The organism is Wujia chipingensis (assembly GCF_014337155.1).
Classification (GTDB): Bacteria; Bacillota; Clostridia; order Lachnospirales; family Lachnospiraceae; genus Coprococcus_C; species Coprococcus_C hominis.
Genome location: NZ_CP060632.1, coordinates 1,243,670 through 1,258,773 on the forward strand (window position 1 = coordinate 1,243,670; position 15,104 = coordinate 1,258,773).

10 protein-coding genes are annotated in these 15,104 nt (G+C 37.5%); all 10 read left to right on the forward strand.

Features of this window, described 5'->3' with window-relative positions; genetic code table 11:
* Positions 1-383 precede the first annotated feature (383 nt).
* The 10 genes from H9Q76_RS05880 to H9Q76_RS05925 all read left to right on the forward strand — a co-directional run bounded on the left by H9Q76_RS05880 (position 384) and on the right by H9Q76_RS05925 (position 15,082).
* A complete protein-coding gene (locus H9Q76_RS05880) occupies positions 384-1,886 on the forward strand; it encodes an RNA-binding domain-containing protein (protein ID WP_118373614.1) in 1,503 nt (500 codons plus the stop codon).
* Positions 1,887-2,084: 198 nt separating this feature from the next.
* The gene (gene pglZ / locus H9Q76_RS05885; RefSeq protein WP_118373613.1) at positions 2,085-4,631 is read left to right on the forward strand and encodes a BREX-1 system phosphatase PglZ type A; all 2,547 of its coding nucleotides are present in this window, start codon (positions 2,085-2,087) and stop codon (positions 4,629-4,631) included.
* Positions 4,632-4,645: 14 nt separating this feature from the next.
* On the forward strand, positions 4,646-5,902 hold the full coding sequence (locus H9Q76_RS05890; RefSeq protein ID WP_118373612.1) for a serine/threonine-protein kinase: 1,257 nt from the start codon (positions 4,646-4,648) through the stop codon (positions 5,900-5,902).
* Positions 5,889-7,970 carry a protease Lon-related BREX system protein BrxL gene (brxL, locus tag H9Q76_RS05895; protein WP_118373611.1) on the forward strand — a complete coding sequence of 694 codons (2,082 nt, stop codon included), beginning with the start codon at positions 5,889-5,891 and terminating at the stop codon, positions 7,968-7,970. The genes H9Q76_RS05890 and brxL overlap by 14 nt, the downstream gene beginning before the upstream one ends.
* A gap of 300 nt (positions 7,971-8,270) precedes the next feature.
* A complete protein-coding gene (locus tag H9Q76_RS05900) occupies positions 8,271-11,417 on the forward strand; it encodes an AAA domain-containing protein (RefSeq protein WP_182428788.1) in 3,147 nt (1,048 codons plus the stop codon).
* 151 nt (positions 11,418-11,568) lie between these two features.
* Positions 11,569-12,219 (forward strand): hypothetical protein, encoded by a 651-nt coding sequence (locus H9Q76_RS05905; protein WP_118373609.1) that lies wholly within the window; start codon positions 11,569-11,571, stop codon positions 12,217-12,219.
* Positions 12,220-12,229: 10 nt separating this feature from the next.
* Positions 12,230-12,826 (forward strand): GIY-YIG nuclease family protein, encoded by a 597-nt coding sequence (locus H9Q76_RS05910; protein ID WP_118373608.1) that lies wholly within the window; start codon positions 12,230-12,232, stop codon positions 12,824-12,826.
* 32 nt (positions 12,827-12,858) lie between these two features.
* On the forward strand, positions 12,859-13,515 hold the full coding sequence (locus tag H9Q76_RS05915; protein WP_118373607.1) for a CpXC domain-containing protein: 657 nt from the start codon (positions 12,859-12,861) through the stop codon (positions 13,513-13,515).
* A 28-nt stretch (positions 13,516-13,543) separates the two neighbouring features.
* A complete protein-coding gene (locus H9Q76_RS05920; protein ID WP_117780230.1) occupies positions 13,544-13,936 on the forward strand; it encodes a pyridoxamine 5'-phosphate oxidase family protein in 393 nt (130 codons plus the stop codon).
* Positions 13,937-14,119: 183 nt separating this feature from the next.
* The gene (locus H9Q76_RS05925; protein ID WP_249321823.1) at positions 14,120-15,082 is read left to right on the forward strand and encodes an ADP-ribosylglycohydrolase family protein; all 963 of its coding nucleotides are present in this window, start codon (positions 14,120-14,122) and stop codon (positions 15,080-15,082) included.
* Positions 15,083-15,104 lie beyond the last annotated feature (22 nt).

Below are 15,104 nucleotides of genomic sequence, written 5' to 3' on the forward strand. Positions count from 1 at the left end.
ATTTGCAAAAATACAAGTTTATAGAATTGTTCGTACAGTTATAATCAATTTTGTTAATTCACGAAATGTTGTAGAAAAGGAAGACTATGCATGGTATGACGATTTGCCGGGCACGAGGAGTGTAGAACTGCAGCCTAATTTATGGATAGGTAAAATCAATGATTTTAATTTTAGAAATATAGATAGGAATCTTGAGTCGTTATTATATTATATTGAAACTGAGTAAAAAGTTCCTGAAATGAATGAGCTTAAAGATGAAGACAATAATAGCTGTAAATTCTGGTATGAAAAAGCATATAGAAATACTGTAACTGATAAAGAATGGCAGGGTGAAATTTTGAAGGAAATTGAACTGATAAAGATATAAGCAGGAGGTTAGGCGATTGAAGGAAGAGATTCTAGAAGAATTAAACATTAAAGAAGACCATGAACGAGAATGCAAATTAGCAACTGGCGGACTTCCAGAGAGCATATGGGAGACTTACTCTTCTTTTGCAAATACAAATGGTGGTACGATTCTGCTTGGAATTCGTGAACACAGAGATTCTTTTACAGTTGAGGGACTGACAGATAAGCAGATTGTTAAATATCAGAAAGATTTCTGGAGTACATTGAATGACAGGAATAAGGTATCAAAGAATATTTTGCTGAATCATCATGTCAGACCTATGACAATCGGAGATAAGGAAATACTCAGAATTGATGTCCCAGCGGCAGACAGACATGATAAGCCAGTATATATTGGAACAGATCCAATGAAGGGCACTTATAAAAGAGATTATGAGGGTGATTTCCTTTGTACTGAAGAGGCAGTCCGTGCAATGTTTGCAGACCAAAGAGATGTATCTGGTGATGTGGAAGTGTTGGAAGAGTTCGGGTTAGACGTGTTGAATCAGGATACGATAAAAGGCTACAGAATCATTTTTGAACAGCTTCACAGTGGACATCCGTGGAATGCTTTGGAAAATGATGAGTTCCTTATGAAATTAAGGGCAGTAGCAAAGAATAAGAATGGCACATTATCTCCAACGATAGCAGGACTTCTATTCTTTGGAGAAGCTTATCACATTACTGAGGTGTTTCCGAATTATTTTCTTGATTATCGTGAGGAATGCGATGATAAAGCAGTGCGCTGGTTATTCCGGACACATTCTAACGAAGGTGATTGGAGCGGTAATATATATGACTTTTTCTGCAAGGTGCGTACTAGAATGGACGATGATGTAGCAGTTCCGTTTGCAAATAGGCGAAATGGATATCGGGTAGACAGAGTGGATGTGCATGATGCATTGGAAGAAGCATTGGCAAATGCGCTGGCACATGCAAATTATTATGGCAGACGAGGAATACTTGTTGTAAAGAAGGGCAAGGAACTTAGTATTTCTAATCCTGGTACTATTAGAGTAACAAAAGAGGAATTTTATGCGGGTGGTAATAGTGATCCAAGAAATCCGAATATCTTAAAGATGTTTGGTTTTGTAAATGTCGGTGAGCGTGCCGGAAGTGGTGTCGATAAGATTATGACTGCATGGGCAGAACAAAACTGGAAGAAACCGGAATTTGATTTCTCTGAGCGTAATGACAGAGTAACATTAAAGCTTGAAGTTGGACAAGTGGTATATATTCCGGGAGCTGCGAACTTACAGGCAAACATACAAGCAGACTCAACAGGAGCAGATGAAATACGCAATCTGAATAAAGAGCAAAGAGTAATATATTATCTTAAAAGCCATGACAGCATTTCAACGCAACAGGCAATGGAATTGTGTGAATATAAAACACGAGCAGGTGCACGTAAGTTGCTAGATAAGATGATTCAGAATGATATTTTGAGAAAAACAGGAAGTGGACCTAGTACGAAATATATATTTAATGATAACAAGTAAAAAGAAACGATTTAATAGATACAATTGGTTATTTAATGGATGCTGGCAGCTATTTACTGGATACAAAGTATTCAATAAGTATCCAGTAGTATCCGATAAGTATCCATTAGTGACCACTTATTGGATACTATTTATCATACTGATTAAATAAATGTGATTTGTGCAGACCATTTGCACAAATAGATTAGAAGGTGAAATATGGATTTACAGAACATACAGGATCAATTAAATACAGAATTTGCCAAGTCAGAGACAAGAATCATATTCTGGTTTGATGATAAAGGTGAATATGAGGATGAGGTATCGGAATTGCAGCTTGGTGATGCAAAGCTACATATTCTTGATGGCACAAACTGGCTCTATTCAAAGTATTTATTAAACGAAGAGGATAAAGAGAGTAAATATCTTGTCTATGCAGCCTTTGCAAAGCCAAGTGATGCAGAGAATCCGCTTGCAGACATGTATTATTACTCAACACCTTATTATACAGACAGAGTATCACAGATGTCACAGGAGATTGGCATTGATAATCGCTTTAAGGAGCATTTATCACAGTACGGCAATTTCTGGAAGAATAAGCATCGTATTGAGAAGTTCAAGGAACTTGGAATTGACCATTACAATGCTCAGACAATTGATATTGGTTTGATTTCTGTACTCACGGATGTGAAGACTCCAAATTTTGAGGAAGTAGTTAAGCAGATGATGTTTGGTGACAATGAGAAGTATTGCAAAGCATTGGATGATAATGGATTGACAGACAAGTTCTGGGAACTTTGCGAAAAATTCTTTGGATATAAGGCAGAAAAGCCAAACATAGATGATTTGTCTGCTTGCATGATATTAACTTATGCGTCATCCACATTAAAGGCTACAGTTCCGGAAGCAATGAGGACTTATATTCTTAAGAAGCGTAATGATGTTGTGGTCTTTATTCGTAACATCATGGACAATGTGAATTATCAGGATGCTTATGACAAATTGGTAGAAAGAATAGATAAGTCATTGCGTTTTGTGACAAGAGTACAGGATGGATTAAAGAAAGATGTAGAGAAGAAAAAAGACAGCTCTCTACAGCTCTCTGACATATTTGCTTGTGATGCGTTTGCCAGGTTAGATGACATTATTATTGACTGGGCATTGGCACAGTTAAATGATGAGATTTTAGATGCGCAGATTGATGGACTTAATCTTGCTCAGGTAGCTGACCAGAGAATGTCTAAGGCATATCATTATAGCGAAAGAAACAAGAATGAATATACGACTATCAAGTATGCGTACTTGATGATGAAGTCTGTATCACTTATGGAATTTTCAAGTGATATTAAGACATTGGTTACAAATTATCAGCAAGAGTCATACCTGATAGATTCATATTATAGATGGTTTTATTATGCATATGACCAGATTGAAGATAACAGTAAATTCTCTGATGTAAGACAGAGAGTAGAGAATATTTATGCGAATACATATTTGCAGAAGATAACACCTAAGTGGAATGAGAATTTCACGAATGAAGCAATGAATGTTACAGATATGCCTAAGCAGGAAGATTTCTACGAGCATTATCTTAGAGGCTATGATGGAAAGCAGAGAGTCATTGTTATTATTTCAGATGCTTTTCGGTATGAGTGTGCAAAAGAACTTTTCGGTAGATTGGAATTGGATGAGAAGTGTACACCGAAGATGGAGTGTATGCTTAGCTGCTTGCCTTCTGTTACGTCAGTTGGAATGGCAAGTCTGCTTCCACACAAAGAGATGCAGGTGGATGGCAACTTGAATGTGACTGTTGATGGACGGGCATGTGTGAGTATGGAGCAGAGAGATAAGATTCTGAAATCATATAATGAAAATAATGTGGCTTTGTCATTTGATGAAGTGGCAAATGCTAATCAAGCACGAATCAGAGAGTTGGTTCAGGGCAAGAATATCGTGTACATCTATCACAATCAGGTGGATGCAAGAGGAGACAAGCCTGCAAGTGAGAATGAGGTATTCAATGCTTGTGAGGAAGCAATAGAAGAGATACATAAGTTGGTAAAGAAACTCACTGGTTATGTATCTGCGCCGAAGTTTTTCATTACTGCGGATCATGGCTTCTTATATAAGAGAGACAGATTGCAGGAGTTTGATAAGGTAACATATCCAAAGGATAAGTGTCTTTATACAAACAAAAGATTCCTGATTACGGAAGATGCAGTAAATGTGCAGGGAATCATGGCAAGAACAATGCCATATCTAAATAAATTTTATGTGGATACGCCGGTTGGAGCAGATATATTCAAGGTTGCTGGAGGTGGGCAGAACTATGTGCATGGTGGTTCGTCGTTGCAGGAGATGATAGTTCCTGTCATTGAGCTGACAACGAATACCAGAGGTGTGGCATACGATTATGTGGATGTTGTTCTGACATCTGTTACCCGTAAGGTGACGAATCTTATCACATACTTTGATTTTATCCAGACAGAGAAAGTAACAGATACCATGAAAGCAAGAAGTATCGTGGCTTACTTTACTACGGAAGATGGCGAAAAGATTTCATTTGATGTGCTTATGATTGCTAATAGCAGGGAAGATGCACCGGAGAAGAGAACTTTCCATGAGAAGTTCACTTTGAAGTCAAGAGAATATAAGTATGGAGACAAGTATTATCTTGTGTTGGCGGATGCTAATGACGAGAAGAATATCTTGCAACAGTATGAGTTTATGATTGATATTGCGTTTGTTGATGATTTTGGATTTTAATAGGAGTGATTAATGTGACTACAAACAAAATACTTTTTTTAAGAAACTTGAATGATGAAGAACCGGAAAACTGGCAAAAATTTTGGAAAAGTTTTAATGCTTGGTTTGGATCAGATGCATTGAATAAAAATTTCATTAAGGATGAATACATATATTACAATAGTGGCTGGAATGGTGGAACATATGAATTAAATATTGATATGGAGCAGGAATATAACATTGAATATGGAGAGTCATATTCAGGTTTTAATATGTATGTAGATTATGAAAGTATTAAAAAGTTTGTAGAGATTGCATTTAGTAGATGGATAAAAAAAGAACAGCGATATGCATATACGATTAAGGTAAATGAACTTTTAAAAAAATTTGATTTGTCTTATAGGCTGAATCAAGGGAAATTAGCAAGAATAGGAGATCAGGATTTAGAATCGATTTCTAAAGTTAATGATATTAAATTGAATAAAGGTGATAGAGTATATTCTGCGTTTGAGACGTATACAATCAGTGAATTTATTGCTCAAGGAGGTAATGGTAAGGTATATAAAGCAGAGGATTCTAGAAATAGAATAATAGCAATTAAAGTAGTATTGAGGGAACAGGGGAGTAAACTTGCAAGATTTAGTAATGAGATTAATTTTTGTGAAAGAAACCAAAATAAAAACATTATTGAAATCTATGATCATGGGACCATAGGTAATAATATGATCTTTTATGTTATGCCGTTAGCAAAAGAAACATTAAGAGATAGAATTAAAAAGCACATACAACATAGTGATGCAGAAGAGATATTTATTAATATTTTGTATGGTCTTAAGTATGCACATGAGAAGGGTGCCTATCATAGAGATATTAAGCCTGAGAACATTTTATTTTTAGATGAAACTAATAATGCTGTTATAGCGGATTTTGGGATAGCTCATTTTTGTGAAGAAGATATTATTGCAAGTGTGAAAACAAAGGCATCCGATAGAATGGCAAATTTTCAATATGCAGCACCAGAGCAGAGAATAAAGGGAAATGCAAAAAATGTGGACGGAAGAGCTGATGTTTATGCTGCTGGACTTATTCTAGTAGAGATGTTTACAGGTGAATTGGTAGGAGCTGGTAATTACACGAAGATATCAAAAGTGGCACCAGAATATAAATATTTAGATGATGTGTTTAATGAACTTTTTTGTCAAAATCCAAATGACAGATTGTATCCAGTTGACGCAATAATAGAAAAAATCAATAGTTACAGGTCAAAGGAGAATAGTGATGGATCAAATTAATGAATATAATAATATATCAGAAACAGACGATAGACGAGAAATCATAAAGCAAAAACTCCGTCAGTATTATGATGGTCGCATTGTCCGCAAGGATTTAACTAAATCAATCCGAGAAGGAGCAAATGTTCCGGTATATGTACTGGAATATCTTCTCGGTCAGTATTGTAATTCTGATGATCCAGAGATTATTGATGAGGGAGTAGACAATGTGAAGCGTATTCTGCGTGATAACTATGTCCGCCCGGATGAAGCACAGAAGATATTGTCCCTTCTTCGAGAGAGAGGAAGCTATACGGTAATTGACAGGATTACAGTAGTCCTTAATACAAAGGAAGATCGATACGAGGCAACATTCTCTAATTTGGGAATTAAGAATATCCCTATCAGTGCTGATTATGTAAAAGATTATGATCGCCTGCTTTGTGGTGGCATTTGGTGTATTCTCCAGCTTGACTATGAGTTTATCGAGGAAGATAAGAAGAATACACAACCCATTCGTATCAGAAAGTTGACACCGATTCAGATGCCACATGTGGATATGGATGAGGTAAAGAATGGTCGTAAGGCATTTACAAAGGAAGAGTGGATGGATATTCTGCTTCGTTCCACTGGTATGGAGCCGGACAAGCTTTCTGACAGAGCAAAATGGTTATTGATTGCCCGTATGATTCCACTTGTTGAGAATAATTTTAATATGTGTGAATTAGGTCCTCGTTCTACAGGTAAATCATACATATATGAGCAGATTTCACCAAACAGTATCCTTGTTGCCGGAGGACAGACAACTGTTGCAAATCTGTTTTATAACATGTCTAACAATACAGTAGGTCTTGTCGGAATGTGGGATGTTGTAGCATTTGATGAGGTTGCAGGTATTAAGTTTAAGGATAAAGATGGCATACAGATTATGAAAGGATACATGGCATCCGGTGCATTTTCCCGTGGTAAGGCAGAAATACAGGCAAAGGCATCTATGGTATTTGTGGGAAATATTAATCAGAGTGTTGAGACTTTACAGAAGACATCAAGTCTGTTTGATCCATTTCCTTCTGAAATGGGTACGGATACGGCTTTCCTTGATCGTTTCCATGCATATATACCTGGATGGGAGATTCCTAAGTATAGACCGGATTCGTTTACAAATGATTATGGATTTATCACAGATTATCTGTCCGAGTTTATGCGTGAGCTTCGTAAGGATAATTACAGCAATATAGCAGAGAAGTATTTCAAATTAGGAAATAACTTAAACCAAAGAGATGCAATCGCTGTTCGTAAGCTGATTTCCGGATTTATCAAATTGATTTATCCAGATGGAGAAGTCAACAAGGATGAAGTTGCAGAGATTATGGATATTTCACTTGAACTTCGTAGACGAGTAAAAGAGCAGCTTAAGAAGATTGGTGGAATGGAGTTCTATGATGTGAACTTCTCATACATAGACAATGATAGTTTTGATGAGCATTTTGTAACTGTACCGGAGCAGGGCGGCGGAAAGATGATTCCTGAAGGTATGGGCAAACCGGGATGCTTATATACAGTATCAAAGTCAAAGACTGGAATGATAGGCTGTTATCGTCTGGAAACACAGATGATGCCTGGAAATGGAAAATTGACTTGCACAGGTATTGGATCAGGAAAAGAGCCGAAGGAGGCAACCAATACAGCATTTAATTATCTGAAAGCTAATTGTAATGCAATATCTGGAAATATCAGTACGACAACTAAGGACTATATCATCAATTATCAGGATATGCAGGGTATTGGAATGACTGGTAATCTTGCTTTGCCTACGCTGATTGCTATTTCATCGGCAGCACTCAGTAAGCCTCCAATCAGCAGTCTTGCGGTACTTGGTGAAATTAGTATCGGTGGAACACTTATTAAGGTAGAAGAATTGGCAAGTACAATGCAAGTGTGTCTGGATAGTGGCGCTAAGAAAGTACTTCTTCCAATCACATCGGCAGCAGATCTTGGCACGGTACCATCTGACTTAGTTGGAGCGTTCAGTCTGATATTTTATTCATCTCCGGAAGAAGCAGTATTTAAGGCACTGGGAGTTGAATAATTATGAACCTTGAAGAATGGACTTGTGCTGTGAAAATTGCGGGAAGAAAGAAGCGTAAAAATTCAAGAAGTGACAGATATATGATTTAAATTTCGAAAACGCTGATTATGGAATTTGCAATAAAGAAATCGGAAACAATGTTTACGATTTTTGAAGAAGAACATCCATTTATAGTGATATGGTTCCATTGCTTGCAACTAATAAGGATAGAGAAAGAAGAGGAGAAATTGCTTGCTTTATTGAAAGACATGTAGGATTGAGCATAGCAGATTAAATATGGGTAAAGATAGGGGGGATTTCATGAATCCATCATATGAGAAAAGTACATTCAAAATACATTTACCATCATATCTAGAATTTGATGATCATGTGCAAATTTCATTTAAATTTGAGTATAAAAAGGGACAAACTGATAAAATAATTTATTCGAAAGCAATACTATCAGATAGATTTGGAGTTGAACACTCTGACGAGGGGCACGAGCATTATTTTGATGTTACAAAGAAAATGGCGCAATCCATGAATATTTCGATACATCAGGATAAGAAGAGAATCTGGATGAAGAATTCGAGATTGCAGCTTATGTTTTTGTCTGAAACAGGTGAAATAACGAACGTGGTGTTTGCTTTTGGAAGTGATTCGAAGGGGAAACTTTTAGATGTAAATTACGACACGATGCGAAAAGAAGACGAAGAAGTTTTTATAAAAGCCGTTTCTGATAGATTAAGTATTGTAAAGCAAAAAAGTCTGGATATGGATGGTGACAAATTATCCGAAGATGCAAAGAATATAGACAATGATAATATTCGTGTAGAAGATATTCCGGAGATGGATACATACCTGAAAGCATTGAATGCAGAAAAATTGTATTTGATGCATGAGGGCGGACGGAAATATAAGGTCACAAATGGTAAATTGGTTTCAAAAGCGAAAGGTATATTCTCATACATTTTTGATCTTGAAACAGAGTTACATATTTCGGATGATGCGCCAATTGACATATCAACCGGTTTGTTTCGGGCTAGCGGAACTGTATTAATGTGTGAGGATTTTCAGATTATAGTACAGTTGAAATCAAATATAGGTGAGCGGATCGGAAATGCATTGATACGTGTTGAACCATGGAAACTTTTGGAGGCATTGCAGGAAAAACTCAGGGCAGGGATAAGTCTTGGGAAAAATAAGATGGCCTCTCGTATCATGAAAGATGGACCTAAATTGGCGACAAAAGAATCAGGCAAACAAATTCCGAAAGGACATGATGCAGTTATCGAAAAGGCTATGTCGGAACCGATATGTGTTGTTTGGGGACCACCAGGAACAGGAAAAACGCATACGATGGCAGAACTGGCTATTAATTCTATAAATGCAGGAAAAACTGTACTGATTGTATCACATAGCAATGTTTCAGTGGATGGTGTAGCAAAGAAGATAGATGAACTGCTGAGGAAAAACAATCAAACCGCAGCATTAAAAGCAGGGAAGATTCTTCGATATGGATATGTACGAGATGAAGAATTGAATAAAAACCCTTATGTGAATTCTTTTTACTATACTGTTACAAAAAATCCGGTATTAAATGAGAAGTTGGATAAATTGCAAGCTGAATATGACAAGCTGAAGCATACAAAAGGATTGGATAATCCGCGTGTGATTGAAATCAGAGAAGATATTGGAAAGATTCGGTCTGCCATTAGAGAACAGGAACAGCATTATGTAAGCGAGGCTTCTGTTGTTGCAACAACTATTTCAAAAATTGTGATTGATGGCATCTTTGATAATAAAAAATATGATGTTGTTATGTTCGATGAGGTGAGTATGGCGTATGTTCTGCAGGTTGTTTGTGCGGTAACATTCGCAAGAGAGCATTTTATCTGTGTTGGTGATTTTATGCAGCTGGCTCCAATTGCTCAGTCGGAGAAGAAAGATATTTTGTGTCAGGACATATTTGCCTATTTAGGGATTAACAGAAGTGGACATGTATATTATCATCCGTGGCTCGTAATGCTGAATGAGCAGAGACGTATGCATCCTCAAATTGCAGGTTTTTCAAATCAATATGTATATGGTGGTATGCTTTTGAATCATCCAGATACAAGGACGAACCGTAATGAAATAGTAAATGCAGAATTATTTAGCAAACAGGCAATTAACCTGATTGATTTATCTGGATGTTATTGTGCGGCATCAAAGAATGCAGATAATTCAAGATTTAATATTTTAAGTGCAATGATTTCGTTTGCAATAGCGGTAAAGACAGAGAAAAATGTTGAAACTGTAAGTATTATTACCCCATATGCGGCACAGACTCGACTTGTCCGTGCGATGGAACTGGATTATAGAGAACATAATGATACACAGATCAGATGTGCGACAGTTCATCAGTTTCAGGGATCAGAGAGTGACGTTGTTATTTTTGATGCAGTAGAAAGTTATCCATCGAGAAAGCCAGGATGGTTGATGGGAAAAGATTTTAATTCTATAAAACGGCTTATCAATGTTGCGGTAACTAGAGCAAAGGGAAAATTGGTGACAGTTGCCAATTCAAAGTTTTGGAGCAATAACTATGAAAATACGACGCATTTATTTTATCGTTTAATATCTTATTTGAAGGATAAGGGGAATACAGTTCGTCATGAGAAAGATAGAACGCTTGAAGCATTGGTTGATGAATTATCTTTGAAGGGTGGACCGACATTTTATTTGAATGCGAATGTATATATGGATATTTTTTTGAAAGATATCAGAAGCGCACGAGGTAAGATTGTGATTTCACTTCCGTGTGGTAAGTTGAATCCAGAGTCTGAAAGCGTAATATGTCAGTTGCTTGCAGAAAAGAAACAACAGGGAATACAGGTGTTGATTAAGTGTAATGATTATGCCGCTTTGCCAGACGCATGGAAAAAATATACATGGGGAACAAACAATGCAGTTTTTCCTCTAGTAATGATTGATGAAAAAATCACTTGGTATGGTGTGCCAGATGCTTCATGGAAATTTAAAGACGGAGCAGATGAATATAATACAGTATGTCCAATTGTGTGCAGATTAGATGGAAAACACACTGCTGAATTAATTCGTTCGTTGTCTGATTTGGAGTACAGGGAAACAGACAAAGGTAAAAAGCAATTATTACCGCGTCCGGAAACGCCAACAGATGATCCGAATGGAACGGGAGGATTATCAGAATATGTTTCAAAAAATATAAAATGTCCAGATTGTAAGAAGCCTTTGAGAATGACGAAGGGAAAAAGCGGAAAGACCATATTATGGTGTAAAGAATGCAAAAAGATACATCTGCTTAAGCCTGATGATATAAACCATTATATGTTAATAAAACATGTTAAGTGTCCAATTCATAAGTGCGATATGACAGCGAAAGTTGGTAAGTATGGTCTATATATAAAATGTGACGCAGGGCATAATATGAAGCCAGAGGAAATATAAAATCAAAATCTAAGCGAAGAAAAATTATGGAAAAACAGGCATGATTTCATGTCGCTGAAATGATGAAAGTTATATATGTGGCATATTTATTGCAGGCAAGTTTGGTTTTGGAGATGGTATTTTTCAAATTCAGAGAAGGAAAGGAAAAATTGTGATTACAAAAGAAATAGAAAATCTTTATAACGATTACCTAAGCCAATCCGATTCGCGTTGGGAGTATGGAAACCGTATTCTTTATCGTATGTGCAAAGAAGAACCGAAGCATAAAGAAATAGATGTCATTGTGGGAAAGGTTTGGCTCATTGGCAGAAGTTATGCTGCAGCTATTGAGAGACGAAAGAATGCAGTAGATGACAATGATGACTTTTATTACGATGTTGTTGCCTCGAAAATGTTGGAGATTGGATCAGAGCTAGATGATCGGATTACAAGATTACAAGAGAGTACAGGACATATAGTAGATGATGTTAAAGAGATTCTAAGCACGCATAAGTTTTTGACGGATACTTTCGGTAAAATGACTGGATTAAAAAAGAGATCCCTTGCATCAAAGTATTTGCATTTTCATTGTCCGGAGAAATTTTTCATTTATGACAGTCGAGCCATAAAGAGTATTGGAAAACTGGTGAAGATACCAGATAAGAAATTTTTGGTGAATGTGTCTGACTATGATCACGAGTATGGGTACTTTGTATGTCGGATGCTTGAGCTTCAGGAGTATCTGTATGAAAAATTAGGAACATACGAAATGCCCCGCTCAATTGATAGTTTTCTGCTATGGACATTGAGAAAGAAAAAGTAAGGAGGTTCGTATGGGATATATATACATTATGACAAATCCAGCATTGCGGGATATGGTAAAAATCGGCTATGCTACAGATGTAGAATTGCGAAGACAACAATTAAGTACGACAGCATTACCTTATGAATATGAGATATATGCAACATATGAAACACCAGGAAATCTTGAAGATAAAAAGCTTCATAAAATGATAGATAACTTAAATCCTGATTTACGAGTATCAAAAAATCGAGAATTTTTCATCATGTCACCAGAAGATGCGTTTGAATTATTAGAAGCAATTGCTGTAATTAGCGGGTCACAAGACAAACTAAGAAAAGTAAAGCTGACTGATGGAAGTAAGTCATATCAGGTTACAAGAAAACCTGCAATAGATTTCTATAAATGTGGCTTAAAAGATGGCGATGAGCTTGTGTGTACTGAAAATCCTCAAGTGGTTGCAATAATAAAAGGTGGACATAAGGTATTATATAACAACGAACTTACGTCACTTACTGCTATAATGAAAAAAATTAAGGGATATAGTAATATTTCAGGACCATCTTATTTTACGTATAAAGGAGAACTTTTGACAGATATAGCAAAGAAAACACAATGGAAAGAATAATAACACAAAAATAAAAACCAAAGGAGAACCCCATGTCCCTAAAAAACACACAGAAAATCAAATGCCCGGATTGTGGCACAGAAGGCGAATTTACAATATGGCAGAGCATCAATACGAAATTGAACCCACAGGCGAAGGAGGATCTTTTGTCTGGCGAGTTATTTGCGTATACCTGCCCGAAATGCAAGAAAGTCCATTATGTTAATTACGGACTTTTGTATCATCAGATGGAGAAGCAGCTGATGATTTATTATGCAATCTCGAAGGAAGATGAGAAGGAGATTTTAGATACATTTGACAAGATGGAGAATGGTGACATGCTTCCGGGCATGGAGAGTACGGACTATACATGCAGAGTGGTTCATTCTCAGAATCAGCTCCGGGAGAAAGCATATATCTTCGATATAGGACTCGATGACCGCGTCGTTGAGATCATGAAGGTTATGATGGTGGCGCATTTGTCGCAGACGAATCCGGATCTGGAGGTTGGAGATATATTCTTAGAGATCACCAAGGGAAAGCCGGAACGATTTGTGATCCGGTTGAAGAATGGCGTATTGGGCAACAGTCCATTTTCCCAGAAGGTGTATGATGCAGTCAAGGCCGAGTATATTGACTCCAAGGGCGATGGCAAGCGGGATTATATCGTTGATATGAATTGGGCAGTTGAATGCCTGAAGAATAAATAGATTGACATAATTACAGGAGGACAACCACATGGAACAGGTAGCAAAATTTTTGAAGGAAGCAGATACATATTATCTGGCAACGGTCGAGGGTGACCAGCCGAGAGTACGACCATTTGGCACGGCTCATATTTTTGAAGGAAAGCTCTATATCCAGACAGGCAAGTCGAAGGCAGTTTCGAAGCAGATTCATGCGAATCCGAAGGTAGAGATCTGTGCATTTAAGGGCGGAGAATGGCTGCGTGTCGCAGGTGAGCTTGTTGAGGATGACCGCAGAGAGGCGAGACAGTCGATGCTCGACGCATATCCGTCCCTGCAGAAGATGTACTCTGCAGATGATGGCAACACAGAAGTATTTTATTTCAAGAACGCGACAGCTACATTTTCTTCATTTACACAGGAACCGAAGGTTGTGAAGTTCTGATAGAGTAGTAACTTAATGAGTGTGTACGTCGCAAAGGTTCACAGTAAATTGACCTTTCCAAATGGCTACGCACTGCGTAGCGAATTAAGTTGGACATATTATCGACTTTTAATGCGAGTGGAAAATGACAATGCGAGACAGTTTTATATGGATTAAGAATTCTTAAATCAAGGGGGAAAAGTGATGAAGCGTATCACAGCAAATCCATATTTAGATGGTATGATGGGCTTAGTCGTTGGTGATGCACTTGGTGTGCCGGTAGAGTTTGTGAGTGGAGAAGAACTATCAAAGAAACCTGTTACGGGAATGACCGGACACGGCACATATAATGTACCGAAAGGCAGCTGGTCCGATGATAGCAGCATGGCGTTGGCAACATTGGATGTATTGCGAGAGGGTATTAATCTAGATAAAATTATGGCTAATTTTGTCTCATGGGAACAACAGGGAGAGTTCACGCCATTTGGTGAGACGTTTGATGAGGGGATTACCTGCCATATGGCAATCCAGAATTACAGGAAGTCAAATGATGTAACAAGCTGTGGTCTATCGGATGAATACAGCAACGGAAATGGCTCTTTGATGCGTATTCTTCCAGTGTGTATTTATCTGGCAAAGTTGCAGGAAGAAGAAAAGATGATGGATGAAGACGCGATATCTATGATTCATGCCGTGTCTGCACTTACACATGCGCATGTTCGAAGCAAGATGGCGTGTGGAATTTATTATTTCTGTGTTCGATCATGTATGGATCGAATTGGTTCTATATCAGATTGGTTACAGGCAGGTGTAGATGCGGCATTTTCCTATTATGATCAAATAGAGAAATGCAGAGCCGAGTTACAGCATTTCAGCCGTATTCGAAATTTGCAGATATTACAGAGGCTGCCGAAGAGTGAGATTAAGAGTGGCGGATATGTGATAGAATCTATCGAAGCTTCGTTCTGGTGCTTGCTTATGACAGCAAGTTATAAGGATTGTGTCTTAAAAGCGGTAAATCTTGGACATGATACGGATACGACGGCGGCAATTGCTGGTGGACTGGCAGGATTATATTATGGATATGATGCGATTCCGAAAGCGTGGAAGCGGGATATTATCCGACGTGATTGGATTGAGAAGATGTGTGAAGACTGCATAAGGTGATGATATTGGATGGTTACGAATG

What these genes read in the sequence shown, in the direction of transcription:
- pglZ (WP_118373613.1), top strand. Translation starts at nt 2,085, where the DNA reads ATGGATTTACAGAACATACAGGATCAATTAAATACAGAATTTGCCAAG.
- brxL (WP_118373611.1), top strand. Translation starts at nt 5,889, where the DNA reads ATGGATCAAATTAATGAATATAATAATATATCAGAAACAGACGATAGA.
- H9Q76_RS05900 (WP_182428788.1), top strand. Translation starts at nt 8,271, where the DNA reads ATGAATCCATCATATGAGAAAAGTACATTCAAAATACATTTACCATCA.
- H9Q76_RS05910 (WP_118373608.1), top strand. Translation starts at nt 12,230, where the DNA reads ATGGGATATATATACATTATGACAAATCCAGCATTGCGGGATATGGTA.
- H9Q76_RS05915 (WP_118373607.1), top strand. Translation starts at nt 12,859, where the DNA reads ATGTCCCTAAAAAACACACAGAAAATCAAATGCCCGGATTGTGGCACA.
- H9Q76_RS05920 (WP_117780230.1), top strand. Translation starts at nt 13,544, where the DNA reads ATGGAACAGGTAGCAAAATTTTTGAAGGAAGCAGATACATATTATCTG.
- H9Q76_RS05925 (WP_249321823.1), top strand. Translation starts at nt 14,120, where the DNA reads ATGAAGCGTATCACAGCAAATCCATATTTAGATGGTATGATGGGCTTA.